At 57.3% G+C, this 17,388-nt stretch carries 19 protein-coding genes and 3 tRNA genes; 8 read left to right on the plus strand and 14 right to left on the minus strand.

Going from position 1 to position 17,388, the window contains the following annotated elements:
• From M7F93_RS07970 to M7F93_RS07985, 4 genes are all read right to left on the minus strand, one after another.
• A partial coding sequence (locus M7F93_RS07970; protein ID WP_298171637.1) for a GTP-binding protein occupies positions 1-240 on the minus strand: 240 nt, incomplete at its 3' end.
• A 51-nt stretch (positions 241-291) separates the two neighbouring features.
• Positions 292-367, minus strand: a tRNA-Thr gene (locus tag M7F93_RS07975).
• An 8-nt stretch (positions 368-375) separates the two neighbouring features.
• Positions 376-449, minus strand: a tRNA-Gly gene (locus tag M7F93_RS07980).
• A gap of 61 nt (positions 450-510) precedes the next feature.
• Positions 511-595: transfer RNA gene (locus M7F93_RS07985), tRNA-Tyr, on the minus strand.
• 227 nt (positions 596-822) lie between these two features.
• Here M7F93_RS07985 and M7F93_RS07990 point away from each other — a divergent pair.
• The 3 genes from M7F93_RS07990 (at position 823) to M7F93_RS08000 (ending at position 3,664) form a co-directional block, all read left to right on the plus strand.
• Complete coding sequence (locus tag M7F93_RS07990) at positions 823-1,470, plus strand: OmpA family protein (protein WP_298171639.1); 648 nt, start codon at positions 823-825, stop codon at positions 1,468-1,470.
• A 99-nt stretch (positions 1,471-1,569) separates the two neighbouring features.
• On the plus strand, positions 1,570-3,252 hold the full coding sequence (ubiB, locus tag M7F93_RS07995) for a ubiquinone biosynthesis regulatory protein kinase UbiB (RefSeq protein ID WP_298171642.1): 1,683 nt from the start codon (positions 1,570-1,572) through the stop codon (positions 3,250-3,252).
• A gap of 58 nt (positions 3,253-3,310) precedes the next feature.
• On the plus strand, positions 3,311-3,664 hold the full coding sequence (locus tag M7F93_RS08000) for a LapA family protein (RefSeq protein ID WP_298171646.1): 354 nt from the start codon (positions 3,311-3,313) through the stop codon (positions 3,662-3,664).
• 15 nt (positions 3,665-3,679) lie between these two features.
• On the opposite strand, the gene M7F93_RS08005 is transcribed toward M7F93_RS08000, so the two are convergent.
• From M7F93_RS08005 to M7F93_RS08050, 10 genes are all read right to left on the minus strand, one after another.
• Complete coding sequence (locus tag M7F93_RS08005; RefSeq protein ID WP_298171649.1) at positions 3,680-4,252, minus strand: tetratricopeptide repeat protein; 573 nt, start codon at positions 4,250-4,252, stop codon at positions 3,680-3,682.
• A 154-nt stretch (positions 4,253-4,406) separates the two neighbouring features.
• A complete protein-coding gene (locus M7F93_RS08010) occupies positions 4,407-4,745 on the minus strand; it encodes a DUF2934 domain-containing protein (protein ID WP_298171651.1) in 339 nt (112 codons plus the stop codon).
• A gap of 124 nt (positions 4,746-4,869) precedes the next feature.
• Positions 4,870-5,313 (minus strand): transcription antitermination factor NusB, encoded by a 444-nt coding sequence (gene nusB / locus M7F93_RS08015; protein ID WP_298171655.1) that lies wholly within the window; start codon positions 5,311-5,313, stop codon positions 4,870-4,872.
• A gap of 10 nt (positions 5,314-5,323) precedes the next feature.
• On the minus strand, positions 5,324-5,788 hold the full coding sequence (gene ribH, locus M7F93_RS08020) for a 6,7-dimethyl-8-ribityllumazine synthase (protein ID WP_298171658.1): 465 nt from the start codon (positions 5,786-5,788) through the stop codon (positions 5,324-5,326).
• Positions 5,785-6,918: a 3,4-dihydroxy-2-butanone-4-phosphate synthase gene (gene ribB, locus M7F93_RS08025; protein WP_298171661.1), complete on the minus strand. Its 1,134-nt coding sequence runs from the start codon at positions 6,916-6,918 to the stop codon at positions 5,785-5,787. The genes ribH and ribB overlap by 4 nt, the downstream gene beginning before the upstream one ends.
• Entirely contained in the window at positions 6,915-7,571 is a 657-nt protein-coding gene (locus M7F93_RS08030; protein WP_298171664.1) for a riboflavin synthase, read from the minus strand. The genes ribB and M7F93_RS08030 overlap by 4 nt, the downstream gene beginning before the upstream one ends.
• Positions 7,572-7,574: 3 nt before the next feature.
• The gene (ribD, locus tag M7F93_RS08035; RefSeq protein ID WP_298171667.1) at positions 7,575-8,675 is read right to left on the minus strand and encodes a bifunctional diaminohydroxyphosphoribosylaminopyrimidine deaminase/5-amino-6-(5-phosphoribosylamino)uracil reductase RibD; all 1,101 of its coding nucleotides are present in this window, start codon (positions 8,673-8,675) and stop codon (positions 7,575-7,577) included.
• Positions 8,665-9,156 (minus strand): transcriptional regulator NrdR, encoded by a 492-nt coding sequence (nrdR, locus tag M7F93_RS08040; protein WP_298171670.1) that lies wholly within the window; start codon positions 9,154-9,156, stop codon positions 8,665-8,667. Before nrdR ends, ribD begins: the two co-directional genes overlap by 11 nt.
• Before the next feature lie 6 nt (positions 9,157-9,162).
• Positions 9,163-10,407: a serine hydroxymethyltransferase gene (glyA, locus tag M7F93_RS08045; protein WP_298171673.1), complete on the minus strand. Its 1,245-nt coding sequence runs from the start codon at positions 10,405-10,407 to the stop codon at positions 9,163-9,165.
• Positions 10,408-10,539: 132 nt separating this feature from the next.
• On the minus strand, positions 10,540-11,319 hold the full coding sequence (locus M7F93_RS08050) for a hypothetical protein (RefSeq protein WP_298171676.1): 780 nt from the start codon (positions 11,317-11,319) through the stop codon (positions 10,540-10,542).
• Between the two features lie 196 nt (positions 11,320-11,515).
• Here M7F93_RS08050 and metX point away from each other — a divergent pair, with 196 nt between their 5' ends.
• From metX to metE, 5 genes are all read left to right on the plus strand, one after another.
• The gene (gene metX, locus M7F93_RS08055) at positions 11,516-12,667 is read left to right on the plus strand and encodes a homoserine O-succinyltransferase MetX (protein WP_298171679.1); all 1,152 of its coding nucleotides are present in this window, start codon (positions 11,516-11,518) and stop codon (positions 12,665-12,667) included.
• The gene (gene metW / locus M7F93_RS08060) at positions 12,664-13,269 is read left to right on the plus strand and encodes a methionine biosynthesis protein MetW (RefSeq protein WP_298171682.1); all 606 of its coding nucleotides are present in this window, start codon (positions 12,664-12,666) and stop codon (positions 13,267-13,269) included. Before metX ends, metW begins: the two co-directional genes overlap by 4 nt.
• Before the next feature lie 19 nt (positions 13,270-13,288).
• A complete protein-coding gene (locus tag M7F93_RS08065) occupies positions 13,289-13,945 on the plus strand; it encodes a glutathione S-transferase family protein (RefSeq protein ID WP_298171685.1) in 657 nt (218 codons plus the stop codon).
• A gap of 46 nt (positions 13,946-13,991) precedes the next feature.
• Positions 13,992-14,777, plus strand: a complete 786-nt coding sequence (ubiE, locus tag M7F93_RS08070) for a bifunctional demethylmenaquinone methyltransferase/2-methoxy-6-polyprenyl-1,4-benzoquinol methylase UbiE (RefSeq protein WP_298171687.1) — start codon at positions 13,992-13,994, stop codon at positions 14,775-14,777.
• Between the two features lie 95 nt (positions 14,778-14,872).
• Positions 14,873-17,227, plus strand: coding sequence for a 5-methyltetrahydropteroyltriglutamate--homocysteine S-methyltransferase (gene metE, locus M7F93_RS08075; RefSeq protein WP_298171689.1), 2,355 nt, complete (start codon positions 14,873-14,875; stop codon positions 17,225-17,227).
• The last annotated feature ends 161 nt before the right edge of the window (positions 17,228-17,388 follow it).

Below are 17,388 nucleotides of genomic sequence, written 5' to 3' on the forward strand. Positions count from 1 at the left end.
GACGTGGGCATAGTGGCGATTTGCCGTTTCATACTCCACATGCGAGGTCGCAATCGTGATCCCCCGTGCCCGCTCTTCCGGCGCATTGTCAATCTGATCATAAGCGCGAACCTCACCGCCAAACTTCGCCGACAACACCTTCGTCAGCGCCGCCGTTAATGTGGTCTTACCATGGTCCACGTGACCAATCGTCCCCACGTTCACATGCGGCTTCGTCCGCTCAAATTTCCCTTTGGACATCAGACACTCCCCCAAGAATACCAGACCCAACCAAGCAAAGACCAAAAAATATGGAGCCCACAACCGGATTCGAACCGGTGACCTCTTCCTTACCAAGGAAGTGCTCTACCGACTGAGCTATGTGGGCCTGAACACTGGAGCGGGTGATGGGAATCGAACCCACACCATCAGCTTGGAAGGCTGAGGTTCTACCGTTGAACTACACCCGCACAAATTAAACTTACCATCTAGCCCTGCGCCCAGCGCGCGATACTAAAAATTCGATACAAATGGTGGAGGGGGGAGGATTCGAACCTCCGAAGGCAGAGCCGTCAGATTTACAGTCTGATCCCTTTAACCGCTCGGGAACCCCTCCCACGATTAGCGGCGCATTGTGCGGCTCAGGCTTTTCTTTGTCAAGCGACTTCAGCACCTGTGGGTGTCTGGCTATTTCTGACACAGTGGCCAACATTTGGATGACTTATGCACATCTTGCGCTGCTGGCGTCTTGACAAAGTTGCCCATTTACAACATCCTCCACCAGAGTGGTCAAGGTTTTTGCCGGGCAGTTTCGCCAGGGCTTGAGAGAGGAGGGTTTTAATAATGTTACATATTAAACGTATTACACTGCTGGCTGCCATTAGTTGTGGTCTTTTCGCCAGTGCCGCTTATGCGAACGATGGCTACGTGGGTTATGCAATAGACCACGGCGCCAAACCCCTTGTCACCAGCAGGGGCATCTGTGTACGGGGCGGGCGCCCGGTCACTGATGGTCCTGTGCCTGCCCATTGCGCCCCCGCGCCGGTCCCCGTGGCGGTCGCGCCGACACCTCCGCCTCCCGCGCCAATGCCGGCCCCCATCGCGCCTGTAGAGCGGACAGTTCTGGTGAGCAAACCGGTTACTATTACCGGAATTAACTTTAAGTTTGATTCATACAAACTTCTGGATCATGACATCAAGGTACTGGACCAAGTGGCCGATTTTGCAAAAAACCACCCAGATGCCGTACTCGACGTTAATGGCTATTGCAGCAAGGTGGGTAGTTACGCATACAACCTTAAGCTGTCCAAACTGCGTGCCCAAAGTGTAGCGCAGTACCTGACGCAACATGGGGTGACGAGTGATCGTATGGTATTGAAGGGCCATTCCTACGACAATCCGGTCGCCACCAACGCTACGCCGCAGGGTCGATTCCTGAATCAGCGTGTGGAAATCAATTCCAGCATCAAGGTTCAGAAGACCGCGCAGTAATTTCCTCCCAGTGCTACCAAGGCGGGTCCACCAAGGCCCGCTTTTTTTTGCCGCAACCATAGCAGTGCGTGGCGTCATTTCCATGATAGACTAGGCGCCATGCGACAGTCTTTCCTCCGTTTTGTGCGTACGTTGCACATCACCCGCGTTCTGGTGCGTTACCGCCTGGACGACGTGCTTTATTTTCTCCCCTTGCTAAAACCCTATCAGGCCATTCTACGCCTGAGCCCCGTGGCTTGGTTCGGGCCGCGTCCGCAGGGCACCTTCGCCGAACGCTTGCGCGAGGCACTAGAAACGCTGGGACCCACCTTTATCAAACTCGGACAAATGCTTTCAACCCGCCGAGATTTGCTTCCCGACCATATTACTCAGGAACTCGCGAAACTTCAGGATGCAGTACCCCCTTTCCCGTCAAACGTCGCCCGGCAGATTATCGAGGCGGCGCTGGGCAAACCGATTGAAACGGTCTTCTCTCAATTTGAAGATCAGCCCGCTGCTGCTGCGTCCATTGCCCAAGTACACTTTGGGCAATTACTGGACGGCCGTGAAGTGGCGATCAAAGTCCGCCGCCCTGGTCTACAACGGATTATTGATCAGGACTTAGCGATACTCGCCCTGCTCGCCGATCTCGCGGAGCGCTATTCTCAGGAGGGCCGTCGCCTGAGAATACGTGCGGTTGTTGCGGAATATGCCAAAACCATTCGCGGCGAACTGGATCTGCTACGCGAGGCGGCCAATGCCAGTCAGTTGCGGCGTAATTTTTCCGCAGAGCCTGATCTGCTCTATGTGCCAGAAATATATTGGGATTACTGCGCGTCCCCAGTATTGGTGATGGAACGCATTTATGGTATTCCCATCGGTCAGCACGACGCACTGCGTGATGCTGGCATTGATTTTGACCAGCTCTCGCGACGCGCCGCAGAAATCTTTTTTCGCCAGATATTTCGCGATGCGTATTTCCATGCGGATATGCATCCCGGCAACCTCTTTATTGATCCGAAAAATGGGCGCTTTATCGCCGTTGATTTCGGCATCATGGGAAGCCTGGATGATGCGAGCCAGCATTACCTCGCCGAAAATATGATTGCATTTTTTCGACGCGACTACCGGCGCGTAGCAGAAGCGCATGTGGAAGCCGGATGGGTACCACCAGATACCAACGTACAGGATTTCGAAACGGCCATTCGTGCCATTGCGGAGCCGATGTTTGAAAAGCCCCTGAATGAAATATCCGTCGCCAGCCTCTTACTTCGTCTCTTTCAAACGACGCGCACTTTTCAAATGCAAACTCAGCCACAACTCCTGCTGCTCCAAAAAACGCTGGTTAATGTCGAGGGCATTGCCCGCGATTTCAACCCGGCACTCAATATGTGGGAAGTCGCCACACCACTGTTGACGGAATGGCTCAGTCGCCAGCGCGGTCCGCAGGGCTGGTGGTCCGAGCTTAAACAATACTTTCCTCAGTGGGGATTGGTGCTGCCAGAAATGCCGGTACTCCTGCATAATATCCTGCGCCAAGCCCAACAGGGAGAGCTGCCTTTGGTGATTCGCAACAACGATATCGAGGGCATTCGGCAAGAACTGCACCATGGTTTGCAAAAGCTTACCTATGGCGTAGGTGGTACATTTATTGTGGTAGGGTTAGGCATTATTGCGGCGCTGGAACATCGGTTGGATAGCCAAGTACTCAATTTACCCGTATGGGCTTGGTTAGTCATCCTACCGACAACACTTTGGGTCGGGTCCCGCTGGGTGGACAGAGTGTTTTTCAGGCGCGGTTAACGTTATGTAAGTTTCCGTTACAACAAGTACATAACCAAGCAAGGGAAAGGAGGGCACAATGTGGATGATCGTTTCTTTTCTGATAGCGGCACTGGCTGTCATTTTTGCAGCTCAGAATGGGGCTCCCGCCGCTATTCATTTCTTCTCATGGACATTTGCACAATCCCAGGGGGTGGTCCTGCTCAGTGGTTTCGTCGCCGGTTTTATTGCGAGCATGCTGATTTATCTACCCACACATATCCGTAACCGGCTGAAAATTCGTCGCCATGAACGACATGTGGCCGACCTTGAAGGGCAACTCAACGCAGAACGCGGTAAGCGGGAGTATATCGAGAAGGAACATGCCGCCGCTATGCGTGTCCAGAAAAGCAATGGCATAGCGACCGACGACACCGAAAAAAGCACTGACTAAATGATCAGCCGCACATCAAGGTACGACTACGGTCTTTTTCTCGACAGCAGCCACTGTTTGGTACTCCGGGTGCAGGCGCGCCAAGGTTGCCAGGTTACTGGTCGCCTGGGTATTTCCGAGTGCTGCTGCCTTGCGCCACCAGAGGCTTGCCTTACCATAGTCCTGCGGAACCCCTTGCCCTAAGAAATAGAGATTACCCAAGTTATACTGAGCGGCGGCAATACCCTGCGCTGCCGCCTTCGTCCACCAGTAAGCCGCTTTGGTCTCATCCTTACTGACGCCCTGCCCGAAATAATACTGCATGCCGAGATTATATTCTGCCTTGGCATAGCCATGGAGGGCAGCCTTATCAAACCACTGTGCCGCCAAAGCATAATTCTGTGGAACCCCATCGCCCAGGGCACAACGGGTACCAATCGTATTTTCAAGCTTGGCGGTGGTGAGATCAGCGGGCTGAGTGGTAGCCACATCTTCCAGGTCTGCCTTGGGTGCAGACTGCGCTTCGGCCAAGGAAGTGGAAAGTACCAAAAGTGCTGCGCCACTCGCAGCGAGGAGGAAACGTTTACTGAAATCATGATGAGCGCGCATAGAAACTCCAGGCTGTTTGACAAAATCTTGCAGATGACGAGGTTACACCAAAAACCTCGCGCGTCGCCAGAAGTTTTTCTGGCGCCCGCCAAACCGGAATTTAGAGAGGCCGCGACCGGCAGCGCACAGACATCCGCGAGCCGCATCAGACGCTTTAAGTGGATAGCTGAGCGTCGATCCAAGCCTCTGCTGCATACCAGTCTGCCTGGCAGTCGCTTCCCGCAAAGCTGCGGGCCTCAGCGAGATAGTAGGCACGTTCAGCAATCATGTGCTGGCGATCCGCGGCAGAGACTGCAGGGGACTTTGAACGTCCGGCACTAGGCAGCATTTTGACCGGTGCGGCTTCCCCAGCCGATTTACGGGCGCGAGCGGCGCGCGGCTTGGGCACGGCGGCTGCGTCCGGAGCCGTCGCGCGACGGGCTGGCGCTGCCTTGGGATCCGCTGAAACTTCCGTGGACCTTGTGACTCGTTTTTTTGGTTGCTCTTCCACCATGGCTACACTCCTGGGAACATGGAAAGACCACTTTGTGGTGATAGCACAAGATGACAGAGTTTTCAAAGCCCAGGATCGAACCATATTCACATCGGCAGAGCAAAAGCAGACTAGTTGCCATTTGTCAGCGACCAGCCTGCAAAGTCTCGGGGGCGCGCCATTTCTGCGCCAGCTTATCCAGGACGGCGTTCACAAAGCGATGGCCCTGCTCACCACCAAAGCCTTTACTCAGCTCTATAGCTTCATTGATGATCACCCGGTAGGGCGTTTGTGGATAGTCCCGCAATTCGTAGGCCGCCAAGCGCAGAATCGCCCGTTCCACTTCGCTGACCTCATCGGCCCAGCGGCGATCCTGAACTTCCTGGGCAATGGCGGGATCCAGCTCGGGGATTGCGGCACAAACCCCTTGCCAGAGACTTTTGAAGAAAGCGACATCGGCGCCCTGCAGGCGCTCTGGGTCGGAGGTAAATTGCAACTCGATCTCGGTGCAGTGGCCGGGATTCATCTGCCACTGATAAAGGGCCTGAACGGCAGCTTGACGCGCTAGACGACGGCGACTGATTTTCATGGAGTACTGTTCAGATCTGACGCAACAACTGCACCATTTCCAGCGCAGTCATGGCGGCATCAAAGCCCTTATTGCCCGCCTTGGTACCGGCGCGCTCAATAGCCTGCTCAATGCTCTCCGTGGTCAGCACCCCAAAAATCACCGGAACCCCCGTATCCATGGATACCTGGGCCACACCCTTGGACACTTCGGCCGCAACATAATCAAAATGCGGGGTGCTACCGCGAATCACTGCACCCAAACAAATCACTGCATCATAATTACCGCTGCGCGCCAGTTTCTGCGCGACCAGCGGCATTTCATAAGCACCTGGAACATGAACGACGTGAAGCTGTTCTTCTTCGGCACCGTGACGGCACAACGCGTCGATGGCACCCTGCTCCAACTGCTGGGTGATAAAGCTGTTGAAGCGACTGACCAACAGGGCAAAACGATGCTCACCAGCCTGCAAACTGCCTTCGATATGACGAATCATGACACATCCTCGGAAACTTCCTGAAAGGGCCGCTGGCCAACGATCTCCAGACCAAAGCCGCCGATACCACGGTACTGAAACTGGCTGTCGCTAAGGACCACAGCCTGATGTACCCCCAGATCGGAGAGAATTTGGGCGCCGATACCAAAAGTGCGCAGGACTCGTCCAGCGTCTCCGGTCTGACCAGGTCCCTTGGGCTTTTCAGGCAGCGCAGCAACTTCCCGCAGGAGTTCTTCGACACTCTCCTGGTGGTGGAGGTAGACCAACACACCACGACCTTCCTCAGAGAGGCACCGCAAAGCCACAGTGTTTGGACTGGTTTCACCGGCGAACAGATCATTCAGTATCTTGCCAACCTGTACCCGCACCAGTACGGGTTCGTCACGCGCTTCCAGGTCGCCAAGGACTAGGGCGAAATGCATTTCGCGGGCGACCCAGTCACGATAGACATGGAGCTGGAAGTCGCCGTATGGGGTGTGCCACGGACCGCTTGCCTCGCGCTGTACGATACGCTCCCGCTCCAGACGGTAGCGGATAAGGTCGGCAATGGTGCCAATTTTGAGGCCATGCTCCGCCGCATAGGGAAGCAGGTCGGGCAAACGCGCCATTTCGCCGTCGGTGTTGAGAATTTCGCAGATGACGCCAGCGGGTTTGCAGCCCGCCAGTCGGGCAAGGTCGACGGCCGCTTCCGTATGGCCAGCACGGACCAGGACACCGCCTGCTTCCGCCGTTAACGGAAAGATGTGTCCGGGCATTACAATATCCTCAGGACCCGCATCACCAGCGATGGCCGCCTGAATCGTCGCGGCACGGTCGGCAGCGGAAATACCCGTAGTGACGCCTCGGGCGGCTTCGATGGAAACAGTAAAAGCGGTGCCTAGGCTGGCCGTATTATGACTCACCATCTGCGGGAGGCGCAATTGCTCGCAACGCTCACGGGTGAGGGGCAGGCACACCAGACCACGCGCCTGCGAGACCATGAAGTTGATGGCGGCGGGCGTCACAAACTCTGCCGCCATAATGAGGTCGCCTTCATTTTCACGCCCCTCGTCATCCATCAGGATCACCATGCGCCCGGCGGCGATGTCGGCGATGATCTCCGCGGTAGGACTGATATTGGCACTGCTCATACGGGAAACCCTTTTGCGGCCAGCAAATCACGCGTAACTCTCGACTTTAACTCGGACCCGGGGTCTGTGGCTACCCAGCGTTCCAGGTAACGGGCGACAAGATCCACCTCCAGATTGACCGCCTGTCCGGAGCGCCATTGCGCGGCCGTCGTCTGCTCTAAAGTGTGGGGGATAAGATTAAGCATAAACAAGTCACCATGGAGCGCATTGACGGTCAAACTGATGCCGTCCACGCAGATGCTGCCCTTGGCGGCGATATAACGCAGCAGATCTGGCGGTGCGGCGATGGCAAACACCTGCGAACGTCCCGACACGCTCACTTCGCGAATATGTCCGACACCATCCACATGGCCAGCGACCAGATGCCCTCCCAGGCGATCGGCCAGACGCAAGGCTTTTTCCAGGTTGACTGGGCTGCCTGCCTTGAGACGCCCAAGAAGGGTTTTATCGAGGGTTTCGCGGGAGACATCGACAGCGAAAGTATCGCGCTGGAGTTCCACCACCGTCAGACAGGCGCCGGAAACCGCAATACTGTCACCCAACTGGACATCACTGAGATCAAGCTTCCCGGCGGCGACAGTCATCCGCAAGTCACCACCCTGTGGCTGCATCCCGCGAATCTGCCCCAAGCCCTGAATAATACCGGTAAACATCGCTTATCGCTCCTGCGGACGCAACGTCCACTTGATATCGTCGCCCAGTTGAGTGGTATTGATCACCGACCAGCGCGGCACCTCCGCGAGATTCGCATAGGGGCCGGTCGCGAGCACCGGTCGCGCATCCTGTCCGAGCAGCAGCGGTGCCACATAAAGCAGCCATTCGTCGACCAGTTCGGCTCTTAGTAAGGAAGCCGCGATACGTGGCCCCGCTTCTACCAGAATCTCATTCATTTCCCGCTGGGCGAGCATGGTCATCACTTCCTGCCAATCCAGCTCCCCTCCCGTTCCACAACAAGGCAGCAACTCCGCACCGGCGGCGCGCAGCGCCTCCCGAGCAGCGCTTGGAGCATCCGGATGGTGACAAATCCATACCGCGCCCGGCGTACTAAAAAGCGCCGCATCGGGGGAGGTACGCAAGTGGGTATCCAAAACGATTTTTACCGGATAGCGCTGCAGGGCCGCATCCAAACGTGGCGCCAGACGGGGATTATCGGTCAGCACCGTGCCGATACCGACCAGGATGGCACTGGCGCGCGCGCGCTCCAGTTGCACATCCGCGCGCGCCGCCTCCCCCGTCAGCCATTGGCTTTGCCCATTGGCGAGCGCCACCCGGCCATCCAGACTCATAGCCTGCTTGAGCCGCATCCAGGGACGGCCATGGCGCATCCGCTGCAAGAATCCGGGATTCAGAGCTTCCGCCACAGCCTCCAGACAACCCTCATCAACGACAACCCCGGCAGCGCGCAAATATTCCACGCCGCGCCCCGCCACCAAAGGATTGGGGTCGCGCATGGCGATCACGACCCGCGCCACGCCCGCTGCAATAAGCGCATCCGCACAGGGCGGGGTGCGGCCCTGATGGCTACAGGGCTCCAGGGTGACATAAGCGGTGGCACCACGCGCGGCATCGCCCGCTTCCGCAAGTGCGAACACTTCGGCATGCGGTTTACCGGCCTGTAAGTGGGCGCCCCGCCCGACGACGAATCCATCTTTGACCAGCACGGCCCCCACGTGCGGATTGGGATGTGTGCTGTAGAGTCCCAGTTCTGCTAGTACCAGTGCCTCCCCCATGAAGACAACATCCTGCTCAGTCGTCACGAGCCACGTCGGCTCCCTCGCCGGGGACCCCTCCCTCTTTCATGCGCGCGATTTCGGCGCTGAAGGCGTCGACATCTTCAAAGCGCCGATAGACCGAGGCAAAACGCACGTAGGCGACGGGGTCAAGGTCCCGCAAAGCCTCCATCACCAGTTCGCCGATGAGACGCGCCGGAACCTCCCGCTCACCGCGTACACGGATCCGCTGCTGGATCATCCGCACGGCGGCATCCACCCGCGCCGTCGCTACCGGCCGTTTGCTCAGCGCCCGAGTCAAGCCCCGCTGGAGTTTATCTTCGCTGAAGGATTCGCGTCGCCCATCGGTCTTGACGACCATGGGCAGGGCCAGCTCTGCCCGTTCAAAGGTGGTAAAGCGTTGCCCGCACTCCGGACATTCGCGCCGCCGCCGTACACTCCCGCCGTCGTCCGCAAGGCGAGAGTCCACCACGCGAGTGTCGGCATAGGCGCAAAACGGGCAGTGCACAGCTACCTAGCCGTATACCGGGAACTGCTGACAAAGGGCTTTCATGTCCGCCTGGACACGTTCAATGACCGCTGTATCACTGGTCGCATCCAGAACATCGGCAATGCCATTGCCCAGGCGATACATTTCAGTCTCGCCGAAGCCACGCGTCGTTGCTGCAGGCGTACCGATACGGATACCACTGGTGACCGCCGGCGGACGCGTGTCGAAGGGCACGGCATTTTTGTTGACCGTGATGTTGGCCTGCCCCAGCGCTTCTTCAGCCTCTTTACCCGTGACCTTCTCGCCCAGATTCAGCAGGAAAAGATGATTGTCGGTGCCACCCGAAACGGCACCATAACCCCGCTCGGTCAGCACGTTGCTCAGGGTTTGCGCATTGTGGATGACTTGCTGCTGATACACCTTGAACTCCGGCTGTAATGCTTCGCGGAAGGCAACGGCCTTGGCGGCGATGATATGCATCAGTGGCCCCCCCTGTAAACCGGGGAAAATCAGGGAGTTCACCTTCTTGGCATACTGTTCCCGACAGAGGATCAAACCACCGCGGGGTCCGCGCAAGGTTTTGTGGGTGGTGGTGGTGACAAAATCCGCATGGGGCACCGGACTGGGATGCAGACCCGCGGCTACGAGACCGGCGATGTGCGCCATGTCCACCAGCAGATAGGCGCCGATGCTGCGGGCAATCTCACCGATGCGGGCGAAGTCGATAACGCGTGAGTAAGCACTGGCACCCGCAACGATCATCTTCGGGCGTTCCTGCTCCGCCTGCTCCGCCATGGCGTCATAATCGATGCGGCCATCTTCCGCGCGCACCCCATATGCCGCAACCTGAAAAAGTTTACCGGACACGTTCACCTTGGCGCCGTGGGTCAGATGGCCACCGTGGGCCAAGCTCATACCCATGATCTTATCGCCAGGCTGGAGCACGGAAAGATAGACCGCCTGGTTGGCCTGTGAACCAGAGTGGGCCTGGACGTTGGCATGTTCGGCGCCAAAAAGCTCCAGAGCACGGTCGATCGCCAACTGCTCGGCGATGTCCACATATTCGCAACCGCCGTAGTAGCGCTTGCCCGGGTAGCCTTCCGCATATTTATTGGTCAGCACCGAACCCTGCGCGACCATCACCATGGGGCTGGCATAGTTTTCAGAGGCGATGAGTTCGACATGATCTTCCTGGCGCCGGGTTTCCTTGCGCATAGCGTCCCACAGTGCGGGATCGAAATCAGCAATGGTCAGGGTTTTGGAAAACATGGCCGAGCTCCTTAAAACTTGAGAAAAACAGAGGTAAACACTAATGGATGCGCGCGATCACAGCAAGGGTGAAAAATTGGCATGCGCCATGAATCTCTTTCATTCGACACTCGCGACCGGGTATTCCTTGGATCAGATCTTGATGCGTACCGGCTGTGGGTGGCCCTGTAAAACGAACTTCGGTACCGCCTTTTCTTTCTTGCCACGGCGTGGCCGCTGTTTGTCCGCGAAAATATCCTGATAGGCCACATAAATGACCGGCGGACCGAGCACCCAGACCACCAAGCCCAGCCACAACTGCGAGAAGGATGGCATCAATACATTGCTGACCAAAATAATTGCCCAGAGGGCAATGAGGGGATCGCGCAGTTCCGGTCGGAAAATCAGGGTCAGGGTGGTTTCCACCTCAGACTCCAGCCAGCCGTGTCCTTTGTGCAAAGCCAGGGCTATCCCGAAAAAAGCGGGTGAAAACCAGAAGTAAGGCATGAGCGCGAGGTCAGAAAATCGCTCGCCGAAGGCAAACCACCAACCCCAAAATCCCTGCCCCAATCCCGACCCATTATTCCAGGGCATCTGAATCCCCGCAAGGATCCCCCCCATAACGACCACATCCTGGCCAAATTCGAAAATCATGCCGAACACCGCGAACACCATGCCCCATAACACGGCCACATGCAGTGCGTGCCGGGTTTGCTGCGCGGTGTATTCTTCCCCCTCACCGTGCCCGGCGATACGCAAGCCGACCAGCAATCCAAGTGGTGCCAGCGCATCCATAAGCCAGCCCGGAAAAGGAATAGCGGCGAAGAGCATGGCCCCTGCGGCGAAGACAAGCCAAGGCTTGGGGCGCGCCGCCACCAACTCGGCACCCCCTTCTACCCAGGTCACCATCCGATCCAACCATTTCCAAGCCAAAGCGCTGCTCCCGGACTGAGGGCAAACGGACTGCGCACCACTCCGTGCCAGTCTCGAGACAATCTTTCGCCATTTTAGCCAAGAACATGCGCCATTACAAAAACCGGTTGGCCAGGCGTTCGTGCCACTATCTTCTTGTAGCCAGCGGCTGGCGCGATTAGACTCTTTGGGCTTTCCCTGCAAAATAAAGTGCGCAATGCCAGCAGAAATACCCGCTGATTCCGTAGGACTGGTAATCCCGCAGACCGTGACCTTTTCGGCACCTCTGGAACTGGAGTGTGGCCGCGACCTGCCCGGCTACACCCTCACCTATGAGACCTACGGCACCCTCAATGCACAGCGGAGCAATGCCATCCTGCTCTGCCACGCCCTTTCCGGTGACCACCATGCGGCCGGTTACCACAGTATGAACGATCGCAAGCCGGGCTGGTGGGAGCACCTGCTGGGGCCCGGTAAGGCCATGGATACCGAGCGCTTTTTCTTCATCTGCGCCAACTTCATCGGCTCCTGCAAAGGCTCGACGGGTCCGGCCAGCATCAACCCGGAGACCGGCACGCCCTGGGGACTGGATTTCCCCATGGTCACCGTACGCGACTGGGTGAAGACACAGGCAGATCTCGCCGATCATCTGGGTATTGCGCAGTGGGCGGCTGTCGTCGGCGGCAGCCTGGGGGGCATGCAGGTCATGCAATGGACGATGGATTACCCGGAACGCTTGCGTCATGCGGTCGTTATCGCTGCGGCATCCAAACTCACCGCGCAGAATATTGCCTTCAACGAAGTCTGCCGCCAGGCCATCATGACCGACCCGGACTTTCATGGCGGACGCTACTATGCCCACGCCACCAAGCCCCGGCGCGGACTGTCACTGGCGCGCATGATCGGACATATCACCTATCTTTCCGACGACGCCATGCGCACCAAGTTCGGCCGCGACACCCGTGGCGGCAAGGCTTTTTCCTTCGGCTTCGACGTGGATTTCGAGGTAGAGAGTTATCTTCGCTATCAAGGCTCCAGCTTTGTTGAGCGCTTCGATGCCAATAGTTATCTCTACATCACCAAGGCCTTGGACTATTTTGATCCGGCCAACGCTTTTGGCGGGAACCTAGCCGAAGCCTTCGCCTCCACACAGGCAGGCTTTCTGGTGATCTCTTTCAGTTCAGACTGGCGCTTCTCCCCGGAACGCTCGCGTGAAATCGTGCAAGCCCTGTACACCTGCAATCAGGACGTCAGTTACGCCGAGATCGAAGCGGAACACGGTCACGATTCTTTCCTGATGCCCATCCCCCAATATGTGGCCGTGCTCAGCGCCTATCTCGGGCGCGTTGCTGAAGAAATGGGCATATGACCCTGCGTAAGGATCTGGCGATCATCGCCGACTGGATTACGCCGCAAAGCCGTATTCTCGATCTGGGTTGTGGCGAGGGCGAACTGCTGGCTTATCTGCGTACTGAAAAAGGCGTACAGGGTTACGGGGTGGAAATTGAGGAAGCGCGGGTGGTAGCCGCCATCCGCCGGGGCATACCGGTGATCCAGCAGGATCTCGATCGGGGCTTGCGTAATTTTGCCGATCACAGCGTCGATACAGTAGTCCTTTCCCTGACCCTGCAAGCCTCCACCTATCCGCGTGAACTCCTGTTGGAGATGCTGCGGGTCGGGCGCGAGGTCATCGTCACCTTTCCCAATATGGGGCATTGGCATGCGCGCTGGCAACTGGGAGTGCTCGGCCGCATGCCCATGACAGACGTGCTGCCGCACACGTGGTACGATACGCCCAACATTCATCTGTGTACCATTCGTGATTTTGAGTCCCTGTGCCGGAACAGCGGCATCGTGATTCATCAACGGATCGTACTGAATGACCATCGTCGTGAAACCTGGCGTAATCGTCTGTTGCCCAACCTCTTCGGCGAGGTGGCTCTTTATCGTTGCGCCCTGGGGGCGCGCTAACCCGCAGCAGGAAAACGCCATGGCCCTAGAACTCATCAGCTTTCCCCTCTGCCCTTACGTGCAACGCTCCATCATCACCCTGCTCCACAAGCAGGTGGGCTTCACTCTTACCCATGTTGATCTGGCACACAAACCGGAGTGGTTTCTGGCGCTGTCGCCCATGGGCAAGGTGCCTTGCCTAAAAATTGATGAACACACGGTGCTCTTTGAATCGCAGGTCATCAATGAATATCTGGACGAAACCATCGCCCCCGCGTTGCATCCCGCCGACCCCCTGGAACGGGCACGACACCGCGCCTGGATCGCCTTCGGCAGCGAAATACTGAGCGACCAGTTCCAGATGATGATCGCCCAAGGGGAGGAGCGTTTCGCCGCCTCCAGTCGCCAGCTTTTTGACAAGCTGGAGCGGCTGGACAAAATTATGGGGAACGGTCCCTTCTTTGCCAGTGAACATTTCAGCCTGGTAGACGCTGCCTTGGCGCCCCTGTTCATGCGCATGGAAATCCTCCATGCCCTGCGCCCGTTGCCGCGCTGGGAATCCTTGGGCAAACTGCGACGCTGGACGGCATTACTCATGGAGTTACCAGAAGTCGCCGGATCGGTGACTGCAGACTTTCCAGATCGATTACGCAACTATATTAGTGAGAAGGGCAGCCTGTTTTTGCGTTCTGCCTGAGGGGTTGCAACACCATAAATTCGCCCAAAGTGAAGGAGTTGACTATATGAGCGAGCATCAAGAGAACGGGGAACGGAGCCAGGCTCTGGCGCCGACCACCCATTTCGGCTATCAGGAAGTGTCGGAAACGGAGAAGGAACAACTCGTCAAGGGGGTTTTCAGCAGCGTCGCCAGCAAGTATGACCTGATGAATGATCTTATGTCCCTCGGCGTCCACCGTCTGTGGAAACGCTTCACCGTCGATCTCGCCCGTCCCCGACCAGGACAGCGGGTGCTGGACCTGGCGGGCGGCACTGGCGATCTGGCGGCAGCAATTTACCCGCGGGTTCGGCCCAATGGCTCGATCGTGGTTTCCGATATAAACCCGGAGATGCTCGCAGTCGGCGAGAATCGGCTGGCCGACAAGGGCATCATCGCCGACATCGAGTTCGTGGAGGCCAATGCCGAGGCGCTCCCCTTCCCAGATCGGGAATTTGACCTCGTGACCCTCGCTTTTGGCATCCGTAATATGACCCATCCAGAGCGCGCATTGAGCGAAATTCATCGGGTGCTGAAAACCGGCGGACGGGTCCTGATCCTCGAATTCTCCCACCCGCGCTGGCCAGGATTGCAGAGTATTTACGATCTGTATTCCTTCAATCTCCTGCCACGCATTGGCGAACTGATCGCCAAAGACCGCGAGAGCTATCAGTATCTGGTGGAATCCATCCGTCGCTTTCCCGACCAGGAAACCTTCAAGATGATGATGGAAGACGCCGGGTTGGCGCGGGTAGAAATATTCAACCTCTCTGGTGGGATTGTCGCACTGCATCGCGGGTTCCGGATGGATTGATGAATACTTTTCATCACCAAGTCTAAAAATTCCCTCTTGAGCCCACTGGCGCGGCAAGGCATGATGGCGGCAATTTTCGCAGAGGAGTAATGCCCATGACATCGGTCCACAGTCTCGGTTTTCCCCGTATCGGCCACAAGCGTGAGTTGAAAAAGGCGCTGGAAAGCTTCTGGTCCAAAGAAATTGACGAGAAGGAATTACAGTCACGCGCCGCCCAGCTACGTGATCGCCACTGGCGGATTCAGCAAACCTGTGGCATGGATCTGGTGCCTGTAGGCGACTTCAGCCTTTATGATCACATGCTCGACATGAGTTGTACGCTCGGCGCTGTTCCGCCGCGTTATGGCTTTTCCAGTGACCAGGTGGACCTCGGCACCTTCTTCGCCATGGCGCGCGGCTCCAGCACCCAGCCCGCCATGGAAATGACCAAGTGGTTTGATGCCAACTATCACTTTATCGTCCCGGAATTTCACGAAGGTATGGATTTTCGCCTCGCCAGCGACCGCATTTTTACCCAGGTGAAAGAGGCCCAGGCACTGGGTCTGAAGGCCAAGCCCGTACTGGTCGGCCCCATCACTTATTTGTGGCTGGGTAAGGAAAAGGACCTCAACACCGAAGCCCACCACGAGGCACAGCATCATCATGATGACAGCGCCTGTCACGGCCACGGCGCGTCCATTGGCACCGCCTGCTTTGATCGCCTGACCCTGCTGCCCAAAGCATTGCTGGTCTATGCCGAGATTCTCGCCCGTTTGGCGGATATGGGTGTGGAGTGGGTACAGATGGATGAGCCTGCTCTCGCCCTCGACTTGCCCCAGGAGTGGATCAAGGCGTTGGAGTCGGCTTACCAGGCCCTGGGCAAGGGCAAAGCGCCCAAGATGCTGCTGGCAACTTATTTTGATTCCGTCGCCGATCATGCCAAAACCCTCAAGGCACTGCCGGTAGCGGGTCTGCATCTCGACCTGCGACGTGCTCCGCAGCAGTTGAATAGCTTCCTCACTGACTACCCTGCCGACAAAGTGCTCTCCCTCGGTGTCGTCGATGGTCGTAACGTCTGGCGTACTGACCTGGATGCTACCCTGGCGTTTTTGCAGTCGGCCCATCAGCAGCTTGGCGAACGCCTCTGGGTGGCGCCTTCTTGCAGTCTGCTGCATACGCCCGTGGATCTGGAGCAGGAAACAGAGTTGGATGCCGAACTGAAGTCCTGGCTGGCTTTCTCCGTGCAGAAGCTGGACGAAGTGGCCGTTATCGGTCGCGCCCTGAACAAGGGCGTGGAGTCCGTGGCGCAGGAACTGGCTACTGCCCGTGCCGCCGTCGCTTCCCGCCGCAGTTCGCCGCGCATCCACAATCCGGCGGTCGCCCAGCGCCTGGAGGGTTTGGGTAAGGATGATGGCCAGCGTAACAGCCCCTTCCTCGCCCGTGAAGCCGCACAGCGCGCACGTTTCAAGCTGCCCGCCTTCCCCACCACCAGTATTGGCAGCTTCCCGCAAACCCCGGAAATCCGTAAGGCCCGCTTGCAAAATCGCAAGGGCGAGTTGAGCAATGTCGACTACCAGAAGGCAATGGAAGCGGAAATCGCGCTGGTGGTGAAGGAACAGGAGCGTCTGGGCATTGACGTACCCGTGCATGGTGAGCCGGAACGCAATGACATGGTCGAGTATTTCGGTGAGCAGCTATCAGGCTTTGCCTTTACCCGTCACGGTTGGGTACAGAGCTATGGATCGCGCTACGTGAAACCGCCGTTGATTTTCGGTGACGTGTCACGCCCCACACCGATGACGGTGGCCTGGAGCAAATACGCTCAGTCCCTGACCCAGCGCCCGATGAAGGGTATGCTGACCGGCCCGGTGACCATCCTCCAATGGTCCTTCGTCCGCGACGACCAGCCTCGCGAGCGGACTGCTCTGCAAATCGCTCTTGCCATCCGTGATGAAGTCAAAGACCTGATTGACGCCGGTATCGGCATCATCCAGATCGACGAGCCGGCCTACCGTGAAGGTTTACCCCTCAAGCGTAAGGACTGGGAGCATTATCTGAGCTGGGCCTCCCGCGCCTTTCGTATTTCGGCACAGATCGCCCCGGATGACGTGCAAATCCATACGCACATGTGTTATTCGGAGTTTAACGACATTCTGCCCGCCATCGCGGCCATGGATGCCGACGTCATCACCATCGAGACCTCACGTTCGCAGATGGAGTTGCTGGACGCCTTCGCGACCTTCAACTACCCCAACGAAATCGGACCTGGCGTGTATGACATCCATTCCCCACGGGTACCCAGCGTAGAAGAAATGGTCGGCCTGATGGAGAAGGCGGCGAAAGTAATACCTGCTGAGCGCCTGTGGATCAACCCGGACTGTGGCCTGAAAACCCGCAAATGGGCAGAAGTGACGCCCGCTTTGGAAAACATGGTGGAAGCGGCCAAACAGGTACGTGCCCGCCACGCTTGAACTCTGTCGTAAACAGCACTAGAAAGCCCCTAAAAGGGGCTTTTTTGTGGCCTTTATCCAACACCATTAAATAACTTGATAATGCCTGAAACTTGTTGATAAAGTCCAGGCCAAAGTTGCGCATTATAATTTGAATTTCAACCAATAACGAGGGAGTGATC

This window comes from Acidithiobacillus sp., from assembly GCF_027322205.1.
In the GTDB taxonomy this organism is placed as follows: domain Bacteria; phylum Pseudomonadota; class Gammaproteobacteria; order Acidithiobacillales; family Acidithiobacillaceae; genus Acidithiobacillus.

Bases quoted from the DNA above. Each gene is read 5' to 3' on its own strand.
- M7F93_RS07990 (WP_298171639.1), top strand. From the start codon at position 823: ATGTTACATATTAAACGTATTACACTGCTGGCTGCCATTAGTTGTGGT.
- ubiB (WP_298171642.1), top strand. From the start codon at position 1,570: ATGCGACAGTCTTTCCTCCGTTTTGTGCGTACGTTGCACATCACCCGC.
- M7F93_RS08000 (WP_298171646.1), top strand. From the start codon at position 3,311: ATGTGGATGATCGTTTCTTTTCTGATAGCGGCACTGGCTGTCATTTTT.
- M7F93_RS08005 (WP_298171649.1), bottom strand. From the start codon at position 4,252: ATGCGCGCTCATCATGATTTCAGTAAACGTTTCCTCCTCGCTGCGAGT.
- M7F93_RS08010 (WP_298171651.1), bottom strand. From the start codon at position 4,745: ATGGTGGAAGAGCAACCAAAAAAACGAGTCACAAGGTCCACGGAAGTT.
- nusB (WP_298171655.1), bottom strand. From the start codon at position 5,313: ATGAAAATCAGTCGCCGTCGTCTAGCGCGTCAAGCTGCCGTTCAGGCC.
- ribH (WP_298171658.1), bottom strand. From the start codon at position 5,788: ATGATTCGTCATATCGAAGGCAGTTTGCAGGCTGGTGAGCATCGTTTT.
- ribB (WP_298171661.1), bottom strand. From the start codon at position 6,918: ATGAGCAGTGCCAATATCAGTCCTACCGCGGAGATCATCGCCGACATC.
- M7F93_RS08030 (WP_298171664.1), bottom strand. From the start codon at position 7,571: ATGTTTACCGGTATTATTCAGGGCTTGGGGCAGATTCGCGGGATGCAG.
- glyA (WP_298171673.1), bottom strand. From the start codon at position 10,407: ATGTTTTCCAAAACCCTGACCATTGCTGATTTCGATCCCGCACTGTGG.
- metX (WP_298171679.1), top strand. From the start codon at position 11,516: ATGCCAGCAGAAATACCCGCTGATTCCGTAGGACTGGTAATCCCGCAG.
- metW (WP_298171682.1), top strand. From the start codon at position 12,664: ATGACCCTGCGTAAGGATCTGGCGATCATCGCCGACTGGATTACGCCG.
- M7F93_RS08065 (WP_298171685.1), top strand. From the start codon at position 13,289: ATGGCCCTAGAACTCATCAGCTTTCCCCTCTGCCCTTACGTGCAACGC.
- ubiE (WP_298171687.1), top strand. From the start codon at position 13,992: ATGAGCGAGCATCAAGAGAACGGGGAACGGAGCCAGGCTCTGGCGCCG.
- metE (WP_298171689.1), top strand. From the start codon at position 14,873: ATGACATCGGTCCACAGTCTCGGTTTTCCCCGTATCGGCCACAAGCGT.